Consider the following 22,796-nt stretch of genomic DNA (forward strand, 5'->3'; position numbering starts at 1 on the left):
AATGAGCTTTTTTATTTCTGATGCGGTAGCAGCAACCGGCGCGCCGGCGCAGGGCAGCCCAATGTCTCTGATTCTGATGCTGGTGGTGTTCGGTCTGATTTTTTACTTCATGATCCTGCGCCCACAGCAGAAACGTACTAAAGAGCACAAGAATCTGATGAGCTCTATCGCCAAAGGTGATGAAGTCCTGACTAACGGCGGTCTGGTTGGTCGTGTGACTAAAGTCGCGGAAAATGGCTACATCGCTATCGCGCTGAACGATACCACCGAAGTGGTTATCAAACGTGACTTCGTAGCTGCCGTTCTGCCGAAAGGCACCATGAAGGCGCTGTAATTACCATTTTCCCTAAGGGAACTGCCGTGTTAAACCGTTATCCTTTGTGGAAGTACGTTATGCTGGTCGTCGTGATTATCGTCGGCCTGATTTACGCGCTTCCCAACCTGTATGGTGAGGATCCGGCTGTTCAAATCACTGGCGCGCGCGGCGTCGCCGCCAGTGAGCAAACGCTGATCCAGGTCCAGAAAACTTTACAAGAAGAAAAAATCACCGCGAAGTCTGTGGCACTGGAAGAGGGCGCAATTCTTGCGCGCTTCGACACCACCGACACTCAGCTGCGAGCGCGCGAAGCGCTGGTTAATCTGCTGGGTGACAAATACGTCGTGGCGCTAAACCTTGCTCCTGCTACCCCGCGCTGGCTGGCGGCGATGTATGCCGAGCCGATGAAGCTGGGTCTTGACCTGCGCGGCGGCGTCCACTTCCTGATGGAAGTGGACATGGACACCGCATTAGGCAAACTGCAGGAACAAAACATCGATAGCCTGCGCAGCGAGCTGCGTGACAAAGGCATTCCTTACTCCACCGTGCGTAAGGAAGACAACTACGGTCTGAGCATCGTCTTCCGCGACAGCGCGGCGCGCGACCAGGCTATCTCTTATCTCAGCCCGCGCCATCGCGATCTGGTTATTTCAAGCCAGGGTAACAATGCGCTGAAAGCGGTGATGACCGACGAACGTCTGAAAGAAGCCCGTGAATACGCCGTTCAGCAGAACATCAACATTCTGCGTAACCGTGTAAACCAGCTCGGCGTGGCCGAACCGCTGGTTCAGCGTCAAGGTTCCGACCGTATCGTGGTTGAACTGCCGGGTATCCAGGATACCGCGCGTGCGAAGGAAATCCTTGGCGCGACCGCGACGCTGGAATTCCGTCTGGTGAACACCAACGTCGATCAGTCCGCAGCCGCTTCTGGCCGCGTACCGGGCGATTCGGAAGTGAAAGATACCCGTGAAGGCCGTCCGGTGGTGCTGTATAAGCGCGTGATCCTGACCGGCGACCATATCACCGACTCCACTTCCAGCATGGACGAGTACAACCAGCCGCAGGTTAACATCTCGCTCGATAGCGCGGGTGGCAACATCATGTCTAACTTCACCAAGGACAATATCGGTAAACCGATGGCGACCCTGTTCGTGGAGTACAAAGACAGCGGTAAGAAAGATGCCAACGGTCGCGCTATCCTTGCGAAAGAGGAAGAGGTGATTAACATCGCCAATATCCAGTCTCGCCTTGGCAATAGCTTCCGTATCACCGGTATCAGCAACCCGACCGAAGCGCGTCAGCTTTCTCTGCTGCTGCGTGCGGGCGCCCTGATTGCGCCGATTCAGATCGTTGAAGAACGTACTATCGGCCCAACTCTGGGTATGCAGAACATCAAGCAGGGCCTGGAAGCGTGTCTGGCCGGTCTGGTGGTCTCTATCCTGTTCATGATCTTCTTCTATAAGAAGTTCGGTCTGATTGCGACCTCCGCGCTGATTGCTAACCTGGTGCTGATTGTCGGCATTATGTCCCTGATTCCTGGGGCAACGCTGACCATGCCGGGTATCGCGGGTATCGTCTTAACCCTTGCGGTGGCGGTCGATGCTAACGTACTGATTAACGAGCGTATCAAAGAAGAGCTGAGCAACGGACGTACCGTTCAGCAGGCGATTGACGAAGGTTATAAGGGCGCATTTAGCTCTATCTTCGACGCCAACGTGACGACGCTAATTAAGGTTATCATCCTGTACGCGGTCGGTACCGGTGCCATTAAAGGGTTTGCGATTACTACCGGTATCGGTATCGCGACCTCAATGTTTACCGCTATCGTCGGCACCCGTGCCATCGTGAACCTGCTGTACGGCGGCAAGCGCGTGAAAAAGCTGTCTATCTGAGGAGTGCGTTGTGGCACAGGAATATACTGTTGAACAATTGAACCACGGCCGTAAAGTCTGGGACTTTATGCGCTGGGACTACTGGGCCTTCGGCATTTCAGGTTTTCTGCTGATTGTGTCGATCGCCATCATCGGCGTCCGCGGGTTTAACTGGGGTCTCGATTTCACCGGCGGTACGGTGATTGAAATTACCCTCGAAAAACCGGTTGATATGGACCAGCTGCGCGATTCGCTGCAGAAAGCGGGCTTTGAGGAGCCGCAGCTGCAGAACTTCGGCAGCAGCCGCGACATCATGGTGCGTATGCCGCCGGTACACGATGCCAACGGCAGCCAGGAGCTGGGCAGCAAAGTCGTTAACGTAATTAACGAATCGACCAGCCAAAGCGCGACGGTGAAACGTATTGAGTTCGTTGGCCCGAGCGTGGGCGCGGACCTTGCGCAAACCGGCGCTCTGGCGCTGATTGCGGCGCTGGTGTGTATCCTTATCTATGTCGGCTTCCGCTTTGAATGGCGACTGGCGGCAGGGGTCGTTATCGCACTGGCGCACGACGTGGTGATTACCATGGGCGTGCTGTCGTTGTTCCATATCGAGATTGACCTGACCATCGTCGCATCATTGATGTCGGTCATCGGTTACTCGTTGAACGATAGTATCGTGGTATCGGACCGTATCCGTGAAAACTTCCGTAAGATCCGTCGCGGTACGCCGTACGAAATCTTTAACGTGTCGTTGACCCAGACGCTGCACCGTACCTTGATCACCTCCGGTACCACCCTGATGGTGATCCTGATGCTGTTCCTCTTCGGCGGCCCGATTCTGGAAGGCTTCTCGCTGACCATGCTGATCGGTGTATCCATCGGTACGGCTTCTTCTATCTACGTCGCGTCCGCGCTGGCGTTGAAACTGGGCATGAAGCGCGAGCATCTGATCCAGCAGAAGGTCGAAAAAGAAGGGGCGGATCAGCCGTCTATTCTGCCGTAATCGGTTCAGTTGAGATAAAGCAATCCTGGCCTTGTGGCCGGGATTTTTTTTGCCAAAATTATCCGGCCTCGGCTACAAGTGCGGAAAAATCGCCTCTTTAGCCCTGATTTCTCCAGAAAACCTCGCCTCTGCCTTCATCTTCAGCATAAAACAAACTTAGTAAACCTTCGCCAGGCAACTCGCTACCTGCAACATTTATCTCTGCAAATCACGGCCCTCAGCCCGCATCTATGCGGGCTGCTCCGACCTTCCGGGAACGTCTCAGCGATTTTGAGGCCACCAACACCGGCAGTTTCAGCCAGCATGGTGAATAAATTAACGGCAGGCCGCACGGACCGTAGGCCGGATAAGGCGCAGCTGCCATCCGGCGCAAAAGCGGCTCCTTATCCGCGGATATTGCCCGGCGGCGCTGCGCTTGCAATAACCCTTCAAACAGGGATATCTGCGCAGGTTGAGTATACCCACAACCTGATATGCCAAATTCTGAAAACCGTTTAGCACACTGCTGACAGTATGCTGTCAGGAGCCCTCTCGTACACTGCTTGTGAACTCACTAACGAGCAGGAGGAAGTATGAACAACGTGATTAACTGGTTTGAAATTCCGGTCGCAGATATGGATCGCGCCGTCGCGTTTTATGAGCCGGTAATGCAGGTGACGTTACGTCGTGAAACCATGGATTGCGCGGACCTGGCCGTCTTCCCACATCAGGACCCGGCCCCCGGCGGCGCGTTGGCTAAATTTGACGGTATCGCGCCATCGCCGCAGGGCGCTATTATTTATCTGCATACCGACAACCTTGCCGCGACGCTGGATCGTATCGCCTCGGCGGGAGGAGCGTGCGTATTTGGCCCGCTGGCGCTGCCGAATGATATTGGTACCATCGCCCTGTTTGCCGACAGCGAAGGCAACCGTGTAGGTTTGCATCAACCGGTTTAACCTGACTATTTAGCGAAACGAGAAATGACCCGACGCGCCGACCGTTTATTTCAGATAGTGCAGATCCTGCGCGGCAGGCGGCTAACTACTGCCGCGCTGCTGGCGGAACGGTTGGGCGTGTCGGAGCGTACCGTCTATCGCGATATCCGCGACCTCTCGCTCTCAGGCGTCCCGGTTGAGGGGGAGGCCGGGAGCGGTTATCGTCTGCTGGCGGGTTACGACCTGCCGCCACTCATGTTGACCACCAAAGAATCCGAAGCGCTCATTGCGGCGATTCGACTGTTAAAAACCTGGGGCGGCGATGCGCTTTCGCAGTCGCTGGAGTCAGCCCAGGAAAAAATGCTGGCGATTTTGCCGGAAGAGAGGCGGCGCAAAGCGGAGCAGACCCGGCTGTTTGCCCCCGACCTTGGCGCGCATCGTTATGCTAAAACCCATTTTGACGTTATCCATCAGGCTGTATCCAATCAGCAGGTATTACAGCTTCACTACCAGGATGAATCCGGTCAGGTGACGCGGCGTGAAGTGCTGCCGCTGGGGCTATTTTTCTGGGGGGAGCGTTGGCTGCTGGTGGCCTGGTGCGAACTGCGCAGTGATTATCGTAACTTTCGACTCGACCGTTGTCTGGAGGTAAGGGCGACCGAGCGTCGTTTCAGCGAGTGCGCCGACCGTTCATTGAGTGATTTCTTACGCAAGGTGAGATGTGAGGAGCGATAAAAAAACGCCCGGTTGGCGTAAACGCGCACCGGGCGCTCTGTTACAGGAAAAGGCGCTTAGAAGTTGTAACCGACAACGAAGTAACCACCCCAGCCGGTAGAGCGTACGCTGAAGTCGCCGTCGCCGAAGTTCAGCTTAGCATCATCAGCCCACTGGCCGCCGTTATGGAAGTAACGCGCGACGATAGAGTAGTGCCAGTGCGCGTAGTTCAGCGCCAGGATGTGGCTGGACGCGATAGAGTTGCTGGTACGCGCGTGCTTACCGTTCATATCGTAGAAGTTGTCGTCGCCAAGGTCAGAACCCCAGTCGAAGTTGGTGAAGCCGATATAGCTCAGCGAACCGCCCCACAGGTCGGTCAGCGGAACGAAGTATTTCACCTTGAAGCGGTAGCCGTCCCACTCGTTTTCGTTGGAGGCGCCGTAGTTCTGCCACTGGTATTTAGCATAGATGTTCAGCGACAGGCTCATCGGCAGACCGGTATCGATGTCGGTACCCAGACCCATATACCAGGTGCTTTGCTCCTGAGAGTCGTTGCGGCCCATATCGTAGATATAGTTGTTCGCGAAGTACCACTCTTTGAACGGTCCGAAGCTCAGATCGGTGTTGGTCAGCTTGTCGATAGAGAAACGCGGTTCGATCTCCATAAACAGCGGGGAGCCTTTGTTCCAGATACCTTTCGCCGTGCTGTTGCCGCCGAAGAAGACCGGCGCATCGATATAGCCGTAGAAATCAAACCAATCTTTTTTAGCAAACGCTTCGTATTCCAGATAGGTATCGTTACGGATCTGCGGTCCAAAACGAGTGTGGTAGCTACCGACCACGTTCACACTCTGGTGCCACCAATCAGACAGGTACTGCGGTTTTTCAGTTTCTGCCGCGCCAGCGGTGAAAGAAGCGGAAAGCGCCACAACAGCGCTCGCTGCCAGTAATGTTTTTTTCATGTTGATGCCACTGTTTAAATTAAGCCAAAAGGCGTTAAGAAAATTGCCGAAGCGTTGCTAAATATTTCGTCTTTCTGTGGGGGTCTATTATAGAAATCATTGCTCACAAAAATACGTGTTGTTTCACATAACCAGAACATGCGTAATCGATTGCGTTCACGATTCTATGCATTTCTTGACAAAATGCTACTGAAAATCGCCTTCAGGAGCGATTTCTAATGAACTCTTATGAAAAGTTGTAAATGGATAACTTCGATAGATGAAAACTGGGGCGCCGGGCCGTTTTGCCCGGCGTGAGCGCTTACTGCGCGCTGGCAGGTTGGATATCGTGGATACGAATAAAGCCGACTTTATCAGGCGTCACATTCAGGCGCAGCGGGATATCGACATCGCTGGGCGCCAGGATGCTGGCCGGGGCGCTAATCAGCTGATCCTGGACGTTGACTTCCTGATAGCTGTGGGTGGTACCGGTGATCTGCCCGGAAGCGACGGTCGCGGTGAAGGCCGGGAGCGGATCGTTAGACTCGCCCTGGATACGTAAGGTCAGGCGCGAACCGTCGCCATCGGCCGTAATACTGCCCACTGACATGCGCAGGGTGCCGATCTGGCTCTCCAGCCGCGCCGGCGTTTTAGCATCCGGTAGCAGGTAGACGCCGCTGGTGGATTTAGCATTCAGTGCGTTTTGCTGAGTGATTTTTATCGTTTGCTGATTCAGCTGGGTCATCTCTTTGCTCAGCGTACTGACGCTCTCGTTCATCTGACGAACTTCGCTTTGCTGGGCGCAGGCGGTAAGGGTGAACAGGCTGCCGATGATAGCCAGTTGTAGGTAACGTCTTGTCATGGTCAGGATTCCGTTTACAGAGGATGATTAATGGTAGCTAAACTGAATTGGCCTACCATAGATCCTTTGTCTCAAAAGCTCTTTCTTTGTAGTCCGCTGACTTCAGGGTAAACTACCCTTCAGATTAACTACCTGTCAGGACGCGCCATGCATTGCCCTTTCTGTTTCGCCGTGGATACCAAAGTCATCGATTCTCGCCTGGTCGGCGAAGGCTCCTCCGTGCGTCGTCGTCGGCAGTGTCTGGTCTGCAATGAACGCTTTACCACTTTTGAAGTGGCGGAACTGGTAATGCCGCGGGTGGTAAAAAGCAACGACGTGCGCGAACCTTTCAACGAAGACAAGCTGCGTAGCGGGATGTTGAAAGCGCTGGAAAAGCGACCGGTCAGCGCCGATGACGTTGAAATGGCGGTAAATCACATCAAAACCCATCTGCGCGGCACCGGTGAACGTGAAGTCGCGAGTAAAATGATCGGTAATCTGGTGATGGAACAGCTGAAGAAGCTCGACAAGGTCGCCTATATTCGCTTCGCTTCCGTCTATCGCAGTTTCGAAGATATTAAAGAGTTCGGCGAAGAAATCGCCCGTTTACAGGACTAAGCCATGCAGGACGAAATGTACATGGCGCGAGCGCTGAAGCTTGCCGCGCGCGGACGCTTTACTACCCATCCTAATCCCAACGTCGGCTGCGTGATTGTAAAAGACGGCGAGATCGTCGGCGAGGGCTTCCACTATCGGGCCGGCGAGCCGCACGCCGAAGTGCACGCGCTGCGTATGGCCGGCGAGAAAGCCAAAGGCGCGACCGCCTACGTCACTCTCGAGCCCTGCAGCCACCATGGCCGCACGCCGCCGTGCTGCGATGCGCTGATCGCCGCGGGCGTTGCTCGTGTGGTAGCGGCAATGCAGGACCCGAATCCGCAGGTGGCCGGTCGCGGCCTGTATCGCCTGCAGCAGGCAGGTATTGACGTCAGCCATGGGCTGATGATGAATGAAGCGGAAGCGCTGAATAAAGGTTTTCTGAAGCGGATGCGCACCGGTTTTCCGTGGATCCAACTGAAGATGGGCGCTTCGCTTGATGGCCGTACGGCGATGGCCAGCGGCGAAAGCCAGTGGATCACCTCGCCGCAGGCGCGGCGCGACGTGCAGCGCCTGCGCGCGCAGAGCCACGCTATTCTGACCAGCAGCGCGACCGTGCTGGCGGACGATCCGGCGTTGACCGTGCGCTGGCAAGAGCTGAGCGCCGATACGCAGGCGCTCTATCCGCAGGAAAATCTGCGTCAACCGCTGCGTATCGTCATCGATAGCCAAAACCGCGTCACGCCGGAGCATCGAATTGTTCATCAGCAAGGTGAAACCCTGTTTGCCCGCACCCATGCCGATGAACGTACCTGGCCTGACAATGTGCGTACCTTGCTGGTGCCGGAACATAACGGCCATCTCGATCTCGTGCTGCTGATGATGCAGCTTGGTAAACAGCAGGTGAACAGCATTTGGGTGGAAGCGGGGCCGACGCTGGCCGGCGCTTTGCTACAGGCCGGGCTGGTGGATGAGCTTATCGTCTACATTGCGCCTAAACTGTTAGGCAGTGACGCGCGCGGTTTATGCGCGCTGCCGGGGCTTGAGAAACTGAGCCAGGCCCCCCATTTCAAATTCAACGAGATACGTCAGGTCGGACCCGATGTCTGCCTGCATTTAACGACTGCGTGATGTATTCCTAATATTAGGAAGCAGCGCCCAGAATATTATGATAAAATCCGCCCCCCTTGCGGGGCACATGAACCCGAAGGAAGAGTATGAACATTATTGAAGCTAACGTTGCTACCCCGGACGCTCGCGTCGCCATCACCATTGCGCGTTTCAACAACTTTATCAATGACAGCCTGCTGGAAGGCGCGATTGACGCCCTCAAGCGCATTGGTCAGGTAAAAGATGAAAACATCACCGTTGTTTGGGTTCCAGGCGCGTATGAGCTGCCGCTGGCGGCTGGCGCACTGGCAAAAACCGGTAAATATGACGCGGTGATCGCGCTGGGTACGGTGATTCGCGGCGGTACCGCCCACTTTGAATATGTGGCTGGCGGTGCAAGCAATGGCCTGGCGCACGTCGCTCAGGACAGTGAAATCCCGGTAGCCTTCGGTGTTCTGACTACTGAAAGTATTGAACAAGCCATCGAACGCGCTGGCACCAAAGCCGGTAACAAAGGCGCAGAAGCCGCGCTGACCGCGCTGGAAATGATTAACGTATTGAAAGCCATCAAGGCCTGATTTTTTGTAAGGGGAATTCCGTGAAACCTGCTGCTCGTCGCCGCGCCCGTGAGTGTGCCGTCCAGGCGCTCTACTCCTGGCAGTTGTCCCAGAACGACATCGCTGATGTTGAATACCAGTTCCTGGCGGAACAGGATGTAAAAGATGTAGACGTTCTGTATTTCCGTGAACTGCTGTCCGGAGTGGCGACTAACAGCGCGTATCTCGACGGTCTGATGAAGCCATACCTGTCGCGCCAGCTGGAAGAGCTGGGTCAGGTAGAAAAAGCGGTACTGCGTATTGCGCTGTTTGAGCTGTCGAAGCGTGACGACGTGCCGTATAAAGTGGCTATCAACGAAGCTATCGAGCTGGCGAAAACCTTCGGCGCTGAAGATAGCCACAAGTTTGTCAACGGCGTGCTGGATAAAGCGGCCCCGGTAATCCGTCCCCGCAAAAAGTAAACTGCAGGCCGGGCTTTGTAGGATCAGATCCTGCGAACCCGGCCTTATTCTTTTCTTTGCTGAGGCATAACGTATGGCATGCGGCGAATTTTCCCTGATTGCCCGTTATTTTGATCGCGTTAAAAGCGCCCGCCTTGATGTTGAAACCGGCATCGGCGATGACTGCGCGCTCCTGAATATCCCTGAGAAAAAAACGCTGGCAATCAGCACCGACACCCTGGTGGCGGGCAACCACTTTTTAGCCGACATCGACCCTGCCGACCTGGCCTATAAAGCGCTGGCGGTGAACCTGAGCGATTTGGCGGCGATGGGCGCGGAACCGGCGTGGTTGACGCTGGCGCTCACTTTGCCGGAAGCAGACGAAGCGTGGCTTGAAGCCTTTAGCGACAGTCTGTTTGTCCAGCTTAACTATTACGATATGCAGCTAATCGGCGGCGACACCACGCGTGGGCCGCTATCGATGACGCTGGGTATCCACGGCTTTGTACCGCCGGGCCGCGCGATGAAGCGTTCCGGTGCCAAGCCAGGCGACTGGATTTATGTCACCGGCACGCCCGGTGATAGCGCCGCCGGGCTGGCGCTTTTACAGGACCGGTTAACGGTTGATTCGCCAGCGGATGCCGATTACCTGCTGGCGCGCCATTTGCGTCCGATGCCCCGCGTACTGCAGGGCCAGGCGCTGCGCGATCTGGCCAATTCAGCGATCGATCTTTCTGACGGTCTGATTTCTGACCTTGGTCATATCCTGAAGGCCAGCGCCTGCGGCGCGCGTATCGATCTCGATGCGATGCCGTATTCCGATGCCATGCTGCGCCAGGTTGATCCTGAGCAGGCGCTGCGCTGGGCGCTCGCCGGCGGCGAAGATTATGAGCTGTGCTTTACCGTACCTGAGCTCAACCGCGGGGCGCTCGATGTCGCGATTGGTCAGCTAGGCGCGCGTTTTACCTGTATCGGCCAGATCGTGGCGGAAGCAGATGGACTGCAGTTTACCCGTGAGGGTAAGCCGATTAAATTGGATTTAAAGGGGTACGATCATTTTGGCACGCAGTAGAGACGAGGCGAAAAGCCGCCTTAATATGCGCAATCCCTGGCACCTGCTGGCGACCGGGTTCGGTAGCGGGCTGAGTCCGGTGGTTCCGGGAACGATGGGGTCGCTGGCGGCGATTCCGTTCTGGTATCTGATGACCTTTCTCCCCTGGCAGCTCTATTCGCTGGTGGTGATGATGAGCATCTGTATCGGCGTCTATCTTTGTCACCGTACGGCCAAAGATATGGGCACCCATGACCACGGCAGCATCGTTTGGGATGAGTTTGTCGGGATGTGGATCACCCTGATGGCGTTACCGACGATGGACTGGCAGTGGGTGGCAGCCGGTTTCGTTATTTTCCGTATCTTCGATATGTGGAAGCCATGGCCAATTCGTTGGTTCGACCGCAACATCCATGGCGGAATGGGGATCATGGTCGACGATATCGTCGCCGGGGTGATCTCCGCCGGCGTACTTTATCTGATAGGCCACCACTGGCCGATAGGTATAATTTAAATCTGCACCCCGGCACGGCCGGGGTTTAAATTGCGGCGTTACTTGAAGCCGACGATTGGGTGGGGCCGATAGGGGGCTTCCAGCTTATCGATCTGTTCCGGCGTCAGAGTTAAATCGACGGCATGCAGGAGCTCATCCAGCTGTTCCTGACGCGAGGCGCCAATAATCGGCGCAGCCACGCCGGGCTTGCTTAAGAGCCAGGCCAGCGCCACCTGTGCGCGGTTGGCATCTAATTCTTCAGCCACTTCCTCCAGCTTCTGCGCTATCTGCTCATCATTGGCGTCGGTGGCGCTATACAGCGATTTACCGAACTCATCAGAGACGAGGCGTGCAGTCGTTTCTCCCCATGGCCGCGTCAAACGGCCGCGCGCCAGCGGGCTCCACGGCATGACCGCAATCCCTTTGCGCTGGCATAGCGGCAACATCTCGTTTTCTTCTTCGCGATAAATCAGGTTGTAGTGATCCTGCATGGTGACGAAGCGTGCCCAATTGTTCTGTTCCTGCAGAGCGAGCGCCTGGGCGAACTGTCGGGCATGCATAGATGATGCGCCGATATAGCGCGCTTTCCCGGCGCGAACGACATCGCTGAGCGCCTCCAGCGTCTCTTCGATCGGCGTGGCGTAATCCCAGCGGTGGATCTGCAACAGGTCGACATAGTCCATTCCCAGACGGCGCAGGCTATCGTCGATGGATCGCATGATTTGCGCGCGTGACAGCCCCTGCGGCAGATCGCCGACCTGATGATAAACTTTGGTGGCGACGATCACCGAATCGCGGCGAGCATATTCCCGCAGCGCGCGGCCAAGGATCTCTTCGCTGCTGCCATCGGAATAGTTGTTCGAGGTATCAAAGAAGTTAATTCCGCCTTCCAGCGCACGTTTAATCAGTGGACGGCTACTTTCTTCGGGCAGCGTCCAGGCGTGATTGCCGCGGTCAGGCTCGCCGAAGGTCATGCAGCCAAGACAGAGTCGGGAAACGCGAAGATGGGTATCGCCAAGAGGGATGTAGTGCATAAGACGCTCCTGCTACTTTAAAGGGAATCCTTTAAGCATAGCAGGAGCGGTATGGGCAATTATGCCAACCAGTCGCGGATTTTGGCTTCGATACCGGCGGCATCCAGGCCGAGGTCGGCGCGAACTTCTTCTTGAGTCCCCTGCGGGATAAAGAAGTCCGGCAGGCCGATGTTCAGCACCGGTACCGCGCGACGGTGGGCCATCAACAGCTCGTTGACGCCGCTGCCAGCGCCGCCCATGACGGCGTTCTCTTCAAGCGTGACCAACACATCGTGATCGGCGGCAAGCTGCAGGATCAGCGCCTCATCAAGCGGTTTCACAAAACGCATATCGACCAGCGTCGCATTGAGTTTTTCCGCAACCTGAGCGGCTTCCGGCAGTAAAGTCCCGAAGTTAAGAATTGCCAGCTTCTCGCCGTTACGTTTCACCACGCCTTTCCCGATCGGCAGCGACGCCAGTGGTGCCAGTTCCGCGCCAGTACCTGTGCCTCGCGGATAGCGTACTGCGCTAGGGCCGTCGTTATAGTGGTATCCGGTGTAGAGCATCTGGCGACATTCATTCTCGTCGCTCGGGGTCATGATCACCATTTCCGGAATGCAGCGCAGGAAGGAGAGATCGAATGCCCCCTGATGCGTCTGACCGTCGGCGCCGACGATGCCCGCGCGATCGATTGCAAACAGTACCGGCAGCTTTTGAATGGCGACATCATGGATCACCTGATCGTAAGCGCGCTGCAGGAAGGTTGAGTAAATCGCCACGATCGGCTTATAGCCGCCAATCGCCATCCCGGCGGCAAAGGTGACTGCGTGCTGTTCGGCAATGGCGACATCAAAATATTGATCGGGGAATTTCTTCGAGAACTCGACCATGCCCGAACCTTCACGCATCGCCGGGGTGACGGCCATCAGTTTGTCATCCTTCGCCGCGGTTTCGCACAGCCAGTCGCCAAAGATTTTCGAATAGGTTGGCAGGCCGCCGCTGCTTTTTGGCAGCACGCCGCTGGTGTGATCGAATTTCGGTACCGCGTGGAAGGTGATGGGATCTTTTTCAGCCGGTTCATATCCACGGCCTTTTTTGGTCATGATGTGCAAGAACTGCGGTCCTTTCAGATCGCGCATATTCTTCAACGTATTGACCAGACCCAGTACATCGTGGCCATCTACCGGACCGATGTAGTTAAAGCCCATCTCTTCAAACAGCGTGCCGGGCACCACCATACCTTTAATATGCTCTTCGGTACGCTTAAGCAGTTCTTTAATCGGCGGTACGCCGGAGAAGACTTTTTTGCCGCCTTCACGTAGCGAAGAGTACAGCTTGCCGGACAGCAGCTGCGCCAGATGGTTGTTCAACGCGCCGACATTCTCTGAGATCGACATTTCATTGTCGTTCAGCACCACCAGCATGTCTGGTTTGATATCGCCCGCGTGGTTCATCGCCTCAAATGCCATCCCGGCGGTGATCGCGCCATCGCCAATGACGCAAACGGTGCGCCGCTGCTTGCCTTCTTTTTCGGCGGCAATAGCGACCCCAATACCCGCGGAGATAGAGGTAGAGGAGTGACCGACGCTCAGTACGTCATATTCGCTTTCGCCGCGCCACGGGAACGGATGCAACCCGCCTTTCTGGCGAATAGTGCCGATTTTATCGCGACGGCCGGTGAGAATTTTGTGCGGGTAAGCCTGATGGCCGACGTCCCAGATTAAGCGGTCGAAAGGCGTATTGTAGACATAGTGCAGCGCCACGGTCAGTTCAACCGTGCCAAGGCCAGAGGCAAAATGGCCGCTTGAGCGGCTCACGCTGTCCAGAAGATAACGGCGCAGCTCATCGCAAAGCTTAGGCAGGCTATCTTTTGGCAGCAGGCGCAACTCCTGGGTGGAATCTACCAGCGCCAGGGTTGGGTATTTGGCAATATCAAAACTCATCAGAGACTCATTTATTGTTTATTTATCGCGCTGAATAATGTAATTCGCGAGCGCTTCCAGTGCCGTGGTATCCAGCGATTGCGCTGCCAGCTCATCTAAAGCCTGGCGGGCATCGGCAATCAGATCGCGCGCTTTCTGCTGGGCTTGCTCAAGACCCAAAAGCGCCGGATAGGTACTTTTGCCTAACTGTTGGTCGGCACCCTGACGTTTGCCAAGAGTCGCAGTATCACCTACCACATCGAGAATGTCATCCTGCACCTGGAAGGCGAGGCCGATATTCTCAGCGAAGCGATCGAGCGCTGGCAGCGCCTGACGGCCACGCTCGCCGGCGCTCAGCGCGCCAAGACGAACCGCCGCGCGGATAAGCGCTCCGGTCTTATGGCGATGAATTCGCTCCAGCGCCTGTAGATTGACCTGTTCGCCTTCCGCCTCGAGATCCAGCGCCTGACCGCCGCACATTCCGGCGACGCCGCTGGCCTGGGCCAGTTCGGAAACCATCGCCAGACGGTCGCGATCCGGCACTTCCGGCATCGGCGTATCACTTAGTATAGAAAATGCCAGCGTTTGCAGGGCGTCGCCGGCAAGAATTGCGTTCGCTTCGCCAAACTTGATGTGGCACGTGGGTTGACCGCGGCGCAGATCGTCGTCGTCCATCGCCGGCAGATCGTCATGCATCAGTGAGTAGGCATGAATACATTCGACGGCGGCGGCTGGGGCATCCAGCGTAGAACGGCTAACGCCGAACATCTCGCCGGTGGCGTAAACCAGGAAAGGGCGCAGGCGTTTACCGCCTAATAATGCGCCATAGTGCATGGCTTCAACCAGCGGAGTGTTCTGAAACGGCAGCGGAGAGATAAAACGGCGCAGCGCGTCATTGGCCTGGGAGACACAGGCCTGTAATTGTTGCGGGAAGTCCATTTATTCAGCGTCCGGCGTAAAGGGAGTCAACGGCGCATCTTCGCTATCGGCCAGCAGGATTTGGACACGCTGTTCGGCCTGTTGCAGTTTCGTCTGCCCCTGGCGCGCGAGCTGCACGCCGCGTTCAAATTCGCTGAGCGCTTCTTCCAGCGGTAGTGAGCCGCTTTCCAGACGATTAACGATCTGCTCGAGTTCGCCTAAAGCGCTCTCAAAGCTGGCCGGGGCCTCATTTTTCTTTGGCATAGTGAATATAGACTCTTGTTATGTCTCGATGGCTATCAGTATGGTAACGGAGTCGGGCGGTTAAGCAAACTCGCGGCATTCACCCTACGGATACATTTTTGCGAAAATGCGCAATGCCAGGCGAAAAGCGAACAATGATGGTATACTCCGCGCCCTGGATGCAGACGCTGTGTTGCGCCTGTACAATTTTTTTGCTTAAAGCCCCGTCGGGCTTGCCAACGAACTAATGTCGCTATGAAGTTTATCATTAAATTGTTCCCGGAAATCACCATCAAAAGCCAATCTGTGCGGTTGCGCTTTATTAAAATTTTAACCGGGAACATTCGTAACGTTCTCAAAAACTATGATGAGACGCTCGCCGTCGTTCGTCATTGGGATCATATCGAAGTTCGCGCGAAAGACGAAAACCAGCGACCGGCTATTCGCGACGCGTTGACCCGTATCCCGGGCATTCACCATATTCTGGAAGTGGAAGACGTTCCTTTCACCTCGCTGCACAATATTTTTGAGCAGACATTACCGCTGTGGCGCGAGCAGCTCGAAGGCAAAAGCTTCTGCGTACGTGTGAAGCGCCGTGGTAAACATGAATTCACCTCAATTGAGGTTGAGCGCTACGTTGGCGGCGGCCTGAACCAGCATATCGAATCGGCGCGCGTGAAGCTCACCGACCCGGACGTGACGGTTAATCTGGAGATCGAAAACGATCGTCTGTTGCTGGTGAAAGGGCGCTATGAAGGTATTGGCGGCTTCCCTATCGGTACTCAGGAAGATGTGCTGTCGCTCATCTCCGGCGGCTTCGACTCCGGCGTCTCCAGCTATATGCTGATGCGTCGCGGCTGTCGCGTACACTACTGCTTCTTCAACCTCGGCGGCGCCGCGCATGAAATCGGTGTTCGCCAGGTGGCGCACTATTTGTGGAACCGCTTCGGCAGCTCTCATCGTGTTCGCTTCGTGGCAATCAATTTTGAGCCGGTGGTTGGCGAAATCCTTGAAAAAGTCGATGATGGCCAGATGGGCGTGGTGCTCAAACGTATGATGGTGCGTGCGGCATCGAAAGTTGCTGAGCGTTATGGCGTGCAGGCGCTGGTGACCGGCGAAGCGCTGGGCCAGGTATCCAGTCAGACGCTGACCAACCTGCGTCTTATCGACAATGTCTCCGACACGCTGATCCTGCGTCCGCTGATTTCGCATGATAAAGAACACATTATCAATCTTGCACGCGAAATCGGCACGGAAGATTTTGCCCGCACCATGCCGGAATACTGCGGCGTTATCTCGAAGAGCCCAACCGTGAAAGCGGTAAAAGCGAAGATCGAAGCGGAAGAAGAAAACTTCGATTTTAGCATTCTGGATAAAGTGGTTGAGGAAGCGAATAACATCGACATTCGCGACATCGCTCAGCAAACGCAGCAGGACGTGGTGGAAGTCGAAACCGTCAGCGGCTTCAGCGCGAACGACGTGATTCTCGATATTCGTTCTGTCGATGAGCAGGATGATAAACCATTGAAAGTGGAAGGCGTCGATGTTGTTTCGCTGCCGTTCTATAAACTGAGCACCCAATTTGGCAACCTCGATCAGAGTAAAACCTGGCTGTTGTGGTGTGAACGGGGTGTGATGAGCCGTCTGCAGGCGCTGTACCTGCGTGAGCAGGGCTTTACTAACGTGAAAGTGTATCGCCCGTAATTCACCTGTACTGATGAAAAAGCCTTCCCTTAGGGAAGGCTTTTTTACATCTGGGGGTTAGCGTAGCGTCATCGCCAGTGCACTCAACTGATCGATAACGATATTCCAGCCTTCAAAAAATCCCATCTTTTCATGCTGCTCTCGGGTTTCCGCGTCCGCATGCAGTACCGTTGCCGTATAGCGACAACCGTCGTTTTCATCCGCAAAGGTAATAATAGCCGTCATGGCAAAAGGGGTAACGGCCGGGCGAAAGTTCTCAGTTAGCATTGAGGTCATAACTATTTTTTGCTGCGGAATGACTTCAAGAAAACAGCCGGGGTTATCGCTACGTTCACCGTCAGGGCCGTGCATCACGGTATGGAAAGCCCCGCCAGGACGCAAATCAAAAGCCAGGACGTCGGTATACCACGGTTTCGGGCACCACCAGGTTTTGAGTAATACAGGATCGGCCCACGCGCGCCAGAGAGCTGCAGTGGGGGCGCTGAGCCAGCGGCTGATGACGAGGTCACGAGAATCGGTTGCGCTACGGGACATGCTACGGCTCCTCAGGAAATAAGGGGCGCCAGTCCGCTGCGCGGACCGGCTATCAGGATTCGTAGTAATTATAGATGCCAGCAGCCATGACCAACTGCGAAGCAACTTCATGCGCTTTTTCACGGCCAACCAGCAGGTCAATCATTTTGAGAGCGAAATCAATGGATGTTCCTGGACCCTGACTGGTCAACAAATTAACCCTTGGATCCCAAACGACGCGCTTATCCTGCCACTGTTCGGCGGGGATTTGCTCTTTTAGCGCCGGGAAACCGGTAATGTTGCCGATAGGAAACAGATTATGTGGCACCAGAACGGTCGCTGGCGCGGCGCAGATTGCCGCCACGATGCGCCCGGATAAATGAAATTGTCTTACGGTTTCTACCAGTAAAGGGCTGTCGCGGAAGCACTCGGCGCCTTTAATTCCGCCAGGCAAAACGATGATATCAAAATCGCCATCGGCGACTTCGACCAGCGGCGCATCCGCGACGAGCTTCACGCCTCGCGAGCAGACAATGGTCAGATTGCCATCACTGGCGACGCTGGCGGTGGTCACTTTCACGCCGCCGCGCGCTAATAAATCGATAGTGGTGACCGCTTCGGTCTCTTCGCTACCAGGGGCGAGGCAAATCAGTGCCGACGCGTTCATAAATATTCTCCTTTCGCTTTACCTGCTCAAATAAACGGGCATTTTCCGGCACAGGCAGGCCGTGGGCGCGTGCGCGATTAAGCAGAAAACCAGTGATATAGTCGATTTCCGTATGCCGCTGTGCGCGGATGTCCTGCAACATCGATGAAATATTATCTGCAGTACTTTCAATGACCTGATTCACATACAATAACAGGTTTTCCGCCGATGTATGAATTCCTTCGCGCTCCATCACCGCTGCGACTTCCTGACAAATGGCAGTGATCTCATGCGGGAAATCACGCAGATCGCCATTTCGGCAATCTTTCAGCGCGGTCAGGGGGTTAATGACGCAGTTGACGGCCAGCTTACTCCATAATGCCGGATGAATGTTGTCGTGCCAGGCGACATCCGGAAGTACATTTTGCAGGATGTCAGCGAGGCCGCTGTAATCCTGGCTATAGCTTTTAGCAGGCCCGATATGGGTAGTCCCCTGCGCGACATGAATGATGACATTGCCATCGCGGCGGGCGGCGTGGGTGGTGGACGCCAGCAACAGAGGTTGCTTGATGCTTTTTAATTCATTCAAGGTGCCCATGCCGTTATGAATAAGCAAAATAGGGGCTGAAGCCGGTAATATAGCGGCCAGATTTTTCACCGCCTGCGAAACCTGCCATGCCTTTAACGTCACCAGTAGCAAATCGCTGGTGGCGAGAAAATCAGGATCGTTAGCGGTCATTGATTCATTGAAATTACTACCGTCAGTCTCAATAAGATTAACGCTACAAAATGGTTGCGGGACGCGTAACCAGCCCTGGACCTCATGTCCGTTTTTATACAGCGCGGTTAACCATAATTGTCCCAGTGCACCGCATCCCAGTACGGTTACTTTCATTATTCCTCCTCACCTGCGACTTCCCAGGCGCTTGTAGCTAAAGTATAGCGTTATCAGCTAAGCTTCCGGGATAACAAGTTGAGTTATGCCGCGTTGTGGGTATTATGCAACGCAAAAGAAACGGAAGGAGAGGAAAAGATGCCATCTTTCGATATTGTCTCTGAAGTCGATCTTCAGGAAGCGCGTAATGCGGTCGAAAACGCAAGCCGCGAAGTCGAGTCACGATTTGATTTTCGTAATGTTGAAGCCACCTTTGAGCTGAACGAAACCAGTAAAACCATCAAGGTACTGAGCGAGTCTGATTTCCAGGTCAATCAGCTGTTGGATATTCTTCGCGCCAAGCTACTCAAGCGCGGCATTGAGGGAAGTTCGCTCGATGTGCCGGAAGCCTTTGTACATAGCGGGAAAACCTGGTTTGTCGAAGCTAAGCTGAAGCAGGGCATTGAAAGTGCGATTCAGAAGAAAATCGTCAAACTGATTAAAGACAGCAAACTCAAAGTACAGACGCAGATCCAGGGCGAAGAAATTCGCGTCACTGGTAAATCTCGTGACGATTTGCAGTCGGTTATGGCCTTAGTGCGCGGTGGCGACCTTGGCCAGCCATTCCAGTTCAAGAACTTCCGCGATTAACACGCAAAGCCTGATGTCGATGCCGGAGAAGATTTAAGCCGTTCTCCGGCAACTAAAAATCTTACTACTTAACTCTTCTGACCTGTTTTTTAATCCTTCCTCAAGGCGTTCAGCATATTTGTTTCATTATCAACGCCAGGTTAAATTTTCTGATTATTTTCTCAAATTAAAATTCATGAATATGAATTCATACTGATCGGTTCAAACTTGAGAATGAATAATACCCGCGAGAAGTGGGCATGCAGTATTGATCTCAATCATGAAGTAAAGGAAGTTGCTTCTGTATGGAACGAATTCACTTTTTATTCATTATTTTAATCGGGGAAACTGTAACGGAGTAAGGATATGGGGTTGTGTATGTCATTGTTTACTGTGTGTCGCTAAAACATATTTCGACTTGGTTTAGCAGGCGAGATGAGAAATGATGAGCTACCAGCGTTGAAACGAATTATTACGCTCGATGCGTGGACAGGGAATGTCTCATATTTTGTATGAATTGAATCAGCTTTCTTTGTTCCAGGTAAGTATATGCATTCGGCGTAGGTGGGCGCAGAAATACATTTTTATGTATTTAAAATTAATTTGTTGAATAGAGCTGCATATAACATTTGATGAGTTTACGTGCTTTTCACAGGGATTTTGTACACATGACGCGTACTTAAAATAGTCAGAGTGAGTAACGCTGCATAAGTGCAGGTTATTCATTATGGCTGCACTCAATCAATACTATCTTAGAAAGGTTCATATGAAATACCACGAAAACAAAAAAAGGTCAGTGAAATTAAACCCGATTGCAGCGTCATTATTACTGCTGATGCCCGTAATGGCGCAAGCGGAAATTTCTATTAAAAATGGCAGCGTTACTGAAGCTTCCAATGGGGTGCCGATTGTTAATATCGCGAAACCGAATAGCAATGGCCTTTCGCATAACGTATACGACACGCTGAATGTTGGCGCTGAAGGCGTCATTTTTAATAACGCGACAAGCGCAGCACAGTCCGTACTGGCCGGACAGATTGCAGCCAACCCGAACCTTACGGACGGCAGCGCAATGGTTATTCTTAATGAGGTGACTTCAACGAATGCCAGTACCATTAATGGTATGATGGAAGTTGCCGGTGATTCCGCTCACTTGATCATTGCCAACCCTAATGGCATCACGACTCAGGGAGGCGGGTTCATCAATGCTGAAAAAGGGACATTAACCACGGGTACGCCAAAGATAGGTGACGATGGGTTATTAAATGGCTATTCGGTTAATGGCGGAACGATTACTGTAAGTGGATTTCAGAGCGAATCACCAACCGAAATCCTGGCGCGTAGTATCGTTGTGAATGGCGCGCTTTCTGCCAGTGAGCTTAAGATCGTCGCGGGGAGTAATGCGGTCAACGCCGACGGTGTAGTCACCGACTCCGTAACGCCTACCGGTAACGCAAGTACCTATGGTGTGGATGTTTCTAAGCTCGGTGGTATGTATGCGAATAAAATTAGCCTTGTTAGCACTGAAAGCGGCGTAGGCGTACGTAATCTGGGAACGATTTCTGCCGGGGATAGCGGTATTAATATTACCAGTAACGGTAAACTGCTTAACAACAATGCGGTTATTCAATCCAGCGGTGATATCACCCTGAACACCAACGGTGTTTTAGAAAATAGTGCAGGGAAAATCAACAGCGATAAAATGATCGCTATTGATACTGCGGGTAATAAAGTTAGTAATATCAACGGTGGCAATATTTTAGCAACCACTAATAACTATATTACCAGCGGTAAATTCGATAATAGTAATGGTAAACTGGCTGCCGGACAAACGCTGGCTGTCAATACCAGTGGTAATTCTTTTACCAATACCGGAAAAGCTAAAACGGCGGGTATTGAGGCGGGTGTCGTTGCAATCGAATCAGGTGATTTTAATAATAACGACGGTCAGATTCATGCTGGCTATGTTGGCCTGAAAAATACATCGTTAACCAATAATGGCGGCACTATTGATTCAACGGGCAATGTCGAAGTTGAAAGTACTGGAAACATTGAAAACGTAACTGGTTTGATCCGCTCCAGTGCTGGTGCTGTAAAATTAACGACAACTAAAGCAGTTAAAAACAACGACAACAAATCGGCCGATACCACGGGCGGTGAATCCTTGGGCATCGTCTCAGGTAACGGCATCGAGATTGCTGCTGACTACTTATTCAACTGGGCTGGCGAAATTGCCTCAGATGGTGATGTGAGCATCCAAACCACCAGTGATATTGATAACTATATGGGTAAAATTGAAAGCAGTAAGACTGTTTCAATTACTGGTCGCGACATAAATACCAGCCAATCCGGTATTAACGGCGGAGATGGTGTAAATATCGATCTCGATAATTACTACAGCCGATTGGGAGTGATAACTTCAGTAAACGGTGATGTTACTATCAAAGCCAACACCGTGAGCACAGATAGTTCAGTCATTAAAGCAAAAAATATCAGTATTGAGTCCGGAGCTGATATCGATGCTAAGTATACTATGATGGTTGCTGATCAAAAACTAGCGCTTAATGCGGCAGGCAAAATCACCAGCACCGATAGCGACAAGTTTGGCTTCTATGTCGGCCAATACTTCGGTTATGGAAACCAACAAGGTGGTTTAATTGGCGGCGAGGGTGTTGATATTACGGCGAAAAGCCTGAATAACGAATCAGGTCGTATCATTGCGCAAACCGGTGATGTAAATATTAATCTGACTGGCGTTCTCGCAAGTAACAAAGGGCAGATTGTTGCTAATTCAGGGAAGATGACGATTGCTGCGAAGAAAGTGGCTGCTGATTACGCAACAATTTATAGTTCAGGAAATATGCAGATTGACGCAACTGCGATATCATCAAAAGCAAGTGGTTCTGTTGCTAAAAATACCGCTACCGGCATCATCTCTTCAGATAGTGATATTTTAATTAATATTACTGGTGACTATAATAACACTGGATGGGTGAATGCTGCAGGCAATCTGACAGTAAATACTTCCGGTTACCTGACAAATAATCACGCCTTTAATGCAGGTGGTGATTTAAATCTGACTGGCAAAACTATTACTAATAACAGCGACATTGCAGCGGGTAATACGCTTAATATCACCACTGCTAATGACTTGACTAATAATCTCGGCGCGAATATTACAGCTAAGACTACTAATGTCACCGCTAAAAATATCTCAAACTGGTCAAACCTAGTTGCTGATAGCCAGTTGAATGTCACTGCAAGTAATAACATCTACAACTATGGCAATCTTTATACAGCGGGTAAGGCGGTAATCAATGCTAAGAAAATCGTCAACACCGGTTTCTGGGCTGTATTAGGTGGGGCTCAAGGGTTTGAGACTACAGCCAATGTTGTAAACGTATTTGGTACCGTTGTCGGTAAATAAATTAGGTAGTGGGTGAAAGCAGTAAGGGATTACTGCTTTCACATTATCAGGATATGAA

The 22,796-nt window shown here is 53.1% G+C and carries 23 protein-coding genes; 14 read left to right on the forward strand and 9 right to left on the reverse strand.

The window, feature by feature from the left end; genetic code table 11:
- Window position 1: 1 nt before the first annotated feature.
- The 5 genes from yajC to ACSEMK_RS00465 all read left to right on the forward strand — a co-directional run bounded on the left by yajC (window position 2) and on the right by ACSEMK_RS00465 (window position 4,842).
- Window positions 2-334, forward strand: a complete 333-nt coding sequence (yajC, locus tag ACSEMK_RS00445; protein ID WP_087860408.1) for a preprotein translocase subunit YajC — start codon at window positions 2-4, stop codon at window positions 332-334.
- Between the two features lie 26 nt (window positions 335-360).
- The gene (gene secD / locus ACSEMK_RS00450) at window positions 361-2,208 is read left to right on the forward strand and encodes a protein translocase subunit SecD (RefSeq protein WP_015704558.1); all 1,848 of its coding nucleotides are present in this window, start codon (window positions 361-363) and stop codon (window positions 2,206-2,208) included.
- Between the two features lie 10 nt (window positions 2,209-2,218).
- Window positions 2,219-3,190, forward strand: a complete 972-nt coding sequence (secF, locus tag ACSEMK_RS00455) for a protein translocase subunit SecF (RefSeq protein WP_015367999.1) — start codon at window positions 2,219-2,221, stop codon at window positions 3,188-3,190.
- 572 nt (window positions 3,191-3,762) lie between these two features.
- Entirely contained in the window at window positions 3,763-4,128 is a 366-nt protein-coding gene (locus ACSEMK_RS00460; RefSeq protein WP_430914448.1) for a VOC family protein, read from the forward strand.
- Window positions 4,129-4,152: 24 nt separating this feature from the next.
- Window positions 4,153-4,842: a helix-turn-helix transcriptional regulator gene (locus ACSEMK_RS00465; RefSeq protein ID WP_087860406.1), complete on the forward strand. Its 690-nt coding sequence runs from the start codon at window positions 4,153-4,155 to the stop codon at window positions 4,840-4,842.
- Window positions 4,843-4,898: 56 nt separating this feature from the next.
- On the opposite strand, the gene ACSEMK_RS00470 is transcribed toward ACSEMK_RS00465, so the two are convergent.
- Window positions 4,899-5,783 carry a nucleoside-specific channel-forming protein Tsx gene (locus ACSEMK_RS00470; RefSeq protein WP_015367996.1) on the reverse strand — a complete coding sequence of 295 codons (885 nt, stop codon included), beginning with the start codon at window positions 5,781-5,783 and terminating at the stop codon, window positions 4,899-4,901.
- 301 nt (window positions 5,784-6,084) lie between these two features.
- Window positions 6,085-6,624 (reverse strand): DUF3251 domain-containing protein, encoded by a 540-nt coding sequence (locus ACSEMK_RS00475; RefSeq protein WP_087860405.1) that lies wholly within the window; start codon window positions 6,622-6,624, stop codon window positions 6,085-6,087.
- Between the two features lie 147 nt (window positions 6,625-6,771).
- Here ACSEMK_RS00475 and nrdR point away from each other — a divergent pair, with 147 nt between their 5' ends.
- From nrdR to pgpA, 6 genes are all read left to right on the forward strand, one after another.
- Window positions 6,772-7,221: a transcriptional regulator NrdR gene (gene nrdR / locus ACSEMK_RS00480; RefSeq protein ID WP_002890417.1), complete on the forward strand. Its 450-nt coding sequence runs from the start codon at window positions 6,772-6,774 to the stop codon at window positions 7,219-7,221.
- A gap of 3 nt (window positions 7,222-7,224) precedes the next feature.
- Window positions 7,225-8,328 (forward strand): bifunctional diaminohydroxyphosphoribosylaminopyrimidine deaminase/5-amino-6-(5-phosphoribosylamino)uracil reductase RibD, encoded by a 1,104-nt coding sequence (gene ribD / locus ACSEMK_RS00485; RefSeq protein ID WP_087860404.1) that lies wholly within the window; start codon window positions 7,225-7,227, stop codon window positions 8,326-8,328.
- A gap of 86 nt (window positions 8,329-8,414) precedes the next feature.
- On the forward strand, window positions 8,415-8,885 hold the full coding sequence (gene ribH / locus ACSEMK_RS00490; protein WP_001021161.1) for a 6,7-dimethyl-8-ribityllumazine synthase: 471 nt from the start codon (window positions 8,415-8,417) through the stop codon (window positions 8,883-8,885).
- A gap of 20 nt (window positions 8,886-8,905) precedes the next feature.
- The gene (gene nusB / locus ACSEMK_RS00495; protein WP_015367993.1) at window positions 8,906-9,325 is read left to right on the forward strand and encodes a transcription antitermination factor NusB; all 420 of its coding nucleotides are present in this window, start codon (window positions 8,906-8,908) and stop codon (window positions 9,323-9,325) included.
- Window positions 9,326-9,398: 73 nt separating this feature from the next.
- The gene (gene thiL / locus ACSEMK_RS00500; RefSeq protein ID WP_087860403.1) at window positions 9,399-10,376 is read left to right on the forward strand and encodes a thiamine-phosphate kinase; all 978 of its coding nucleotides are present in this window, start codon (window positions 9,399-9,401) and stop codon (window positions 10,374-10,376) included.
- A complete protein-coding gene (pgpA, locus tag ACSEMK_RS00505; RefSeq protein ID WP_430914481.1) occupies window positions 10,357-10,869 on the forward strand; it encodes a phosphatidylglycerophosphatase A in 513 nt (170 codons plus the stop codon). The genes thiL and pgpA overlap by 20 nt, the downstream gene beginning before the upstream one ends.
- Window positions 10,870-10,907: 38 nt before the next feature.
- Here pgpA and ACSEMK_RS00510 read toward each other — a convergent pair whose 3' ends face one another.
- The 4 genes from ACSEMK_RS00510 to xseB are packed head-to-tail and all read right to left on the reverse strand — an operon-like array spanning window position 10,908 to window position 14,965.
- Entirely contained in the window at window positions 10,908-11,882 is a 975-nt protein-coding gene (locus ACSEMK_RS00510) for an aldo/keto reductase (RefSeq protein WP_045381017.1), read from the reverse strand.
- A 59-nt stretch (window positions 11,883-11,941) separates the two neighbouring features.
- Complete coding sequence (dxs, locus tag ACSEMK_RS00515; protein WP_430914447.1) at window positions 11,942-13,804, reverse strand: 1-deoxy-D-xylulose-5-phosphate synthase; 1,863 nt, start codon at window positions 13,802-13,804, stop codon at window positions 11,942-11,944.
- Window positions 13,805-13,822: 18 nt separating this feature from the next.
- Complete coding sequence (gene ispA / locus ACSEMK_RS00520) at window positions 13,823-14,722, reverse strand: (2E,6E)-farnesyl diphosphate synthase (RefSeq protein WP_087860399.1); 900 nt, start codon at window positions 14,720-14,722, stop codon at window positions 13,823-13,825.
- On the reverse strand, window positions 14,723-14,965 hold the full coding sequence (xseB, locus tag ACSEMK_RS00525; RefSeq protein WP_015367987.1) for an exodeoxyribonuclease VII small subunit: 243 nt from the start codon (window positions 14,963-14,965) through the stop codon (window positions 14,723-14,725).
- Window positions 14,966-15,199: 234 nt separating this feature from the next.
- Here xseB and thiI point away from each other — a divergent pair, with 234 nt between their 5' ends.
- Window positions 15,200-16,648, forward strand: a complete 1,449-nt coding sequence (gene thiI / locus ACSEMK_RS00530) for a tRNA uracil 4-sulfurtransferase ThiI (protein WP_087860398.1) — start codon at window positions 15,200-15,202, stop codon at window positions 16,646-16,648.
- Between the two features lie 57 nt (window positions 16,649-16,705).
- On the opposite strand, the gene ACSEMK_RS00535 is transcribed toward thiI, so the two are convergent.
- Genes ACSEMK_RS00535 through panE form a run of 3 tightly spaced genes read right to left on the reverse strand, consistent with a single transcriptional unit; the run spans window position 16,706 to window position 18,702 of the window.
- Window positions 16,706-17,182, reverse strand: a complete 477-nt coding sequence (locus ACSEMK_RS00535; protein WP_430914446.1) for an SRPBCC family protein — start codon at window positions 17,180-17,182, stop codon at window positions 16,706-16,708.
- Between the two features lie 52 nt (window positions 17,183-17,234).
- A complete protein-coding gene (gene yajL / locus ACSEMK_RS00540; RefSeq protein ID WP_087860396.1) occupies window positions 17,235-17,828 on the reverse strand; it encodes a protein deglycase YajL in 594 nt (197 codons plus the stop codon).
- Window positions 17,791-18,702 (reverse strand): 2-dehydropantoate 2-reductase, encoded by a 912-nt coding sequence (panE, locus tag ACSEMK_RS00545; RefSeq protein ID WP_113373735.1) that lies wholly within the window; start codon window positions 18,700-18,702, stop codon window positions 17,791-17,793. The genes yajL and panE overlap by 38 nt, the downstream gene beginning before the upstream one ends.
- A 138-nt stretch (window positions 18,703-18,840) precedes the next feature.
- Here panE and ACSEMK_RS00550 point away from each other — a divergent pair, with 138 nt between their 5' ends.
- Entirely contained in the window at window positions 18,841-19,332 is a 492-nt protein-coding gene (locus ACSEMK_RS00550) for a YajQ family cyclic di-GMP-binding protein (RefSeq protein ID WP_087860394.1), read from the forward strand.
- 745 nt (window positions 19,333-20,077) lie between these two features.
- The gene (locus ACSEMK_RS00555; RefSeq protein ID WP_435336309.1) at window positions 20,078-22,738 is read left to right on the forward strand and encodes a filamentous hemagglutinin N-terminal domain-containing protein; all 2,661 of its coding nucleotides are present in this window, start codon (window positions 20,078-20,080) and stop codon (window positions 22,736-22,738) included.
- Window positions 22,739-22,796 lie beyond the last annotated feature (58 nt).

Origin of the sequence: Klebsiella sp. K-3, assembly GCF_051207495.1 — a bacterium.
In the GTDB taxonomy this organism is placed as follows: domain Bacteria; phylum Pseudomonadota; class Gammaproteobacteria; order Enterobacterales; family Enterobacteriaceae; genus Klebsiella; species Klebsiella aerogenes.

Coding starts and splice junctions, on each gene's coding strand:
- ACSEMK_RS00555 (WP_435336309.1), top strand. CDS start 20,078: ATGAAATACCACGAAAACAAAAAAAGGTCAGTGAAATTAAACCCGATT.
- ribD (WP_087860404.1), top strand. CDS start 7,225: ATGCAGGACGAAATGTACATGGCGCGAGCGCTGAAGCTTGCCGCGCGC.
- ACSEMK_RS00550 (WP_087860394.1), top strand. CDS start 18,841: ATGCCATCTTTCGATATTGTCTCTGAAGTCGATCTTCAGGAAGCGCGT.
- yajC (WP_087860408.1), top strand. CDS start 2: ATGAGCTTTTTTATTTCTGATGCGGTAGCAGCAACCGGCGCGCCGGCG.
- ACSEMK_RS00465 (WP_087860406.1), top strand. CDS start 4,153: ATGACCCGACGCGCCGACCGTTTATTTCAGATAGTGCAGATCCTGCGC.
- ribH (WP_001021161.1), top strand. CDS start 8,415: ATGAACATTATTGAAGCTAACGTTGCTACCCCGGACGCTCGCGTCGCC.
- ACSEMK_RS00475 (WP_087860405.1), bottom strand. CDS start 6,624: ATGACAAGACGTTACCTACAACTGGCTATCATCGGCAGCCTGTTCACC.
- nrdR (WP_002890417.1), top strand. CDS start 6,772: ATGCATTGCCCTTTCTGTTTCGCCGTGGATACCAAAGTCATCGATTCT.
- ACSEMK_RS00535 (WP_430914446.1), bottom strand. CDS start 17,182: ATGTCCCGTAGCGCAACCGATTCTCGTGACCTCGTCATCAGCCGCTGG.
- thiI (WP_087860398.1), top strand. CDS start 15,200: ATGAAGTTTATCATTAAATTGTTCCCGGAAATCACCATCAAAAGCCAA.
- xseB (WP_015367987.1), bottom strand. CDS start 14,965: ATGCCAAAGAAAAATGAGGCCCCGGCCAGCTTTGAGAGCGCTTTAGGC.
- thiL (WP_087860403.1), top strand. CDS start 9,399: ATGGCATGCGGCGAATTTTCCCTGATTGCCCGTTATTTTGATCGCGTT.
- ACSEMK_RS00510 (WP_045381017.1), bottom strand. CDS start 11,882: ATGCACTACATCCCTCTTGGCGATACCCATCTTCGCGTTTCCCGACTC.
- dxs (WP_430914447.1), bottom strand. CDS start 13,804: ATGAGTTTTGATATTGCCAAATACCCAACCCTGGCGCTGGTAGATTCC.
- yajL (WP_087860396.1), bottom strand. CDS start 17,828: ATGAACGCGTCGGCACTGATTTGCCTCGCCCCTGGTAGCGAAGAGACC.
- panE (WP_113373735.1), bottom strand. CDS start 18,702: ATGAAAGTAACCGTACTGGGATGCGGTGCACTGGGACAATTATGGTTA.
- ACSEMK_RS00470 (WP_015367996.1), bottom strand. CDS start 5,783: ATGAAAAAAACATTACTGGCAGCGAGCGCTGTTGTGGCGCTTTCCGCT.
- ispA (WP_087860399.1), bottom strand. CDS start 14,722: ATGGACTTCCCGCAACAATTACAGGCCTGTGTCTCCCAGGCCAATGAC.
- ACSEMK_RS00460 (WP_430914448.1), top strand. CDS start 3,763: ATGAACAACGTGATTAACTGGTTTGAAATTCCGGTCGCAGATATGGAT.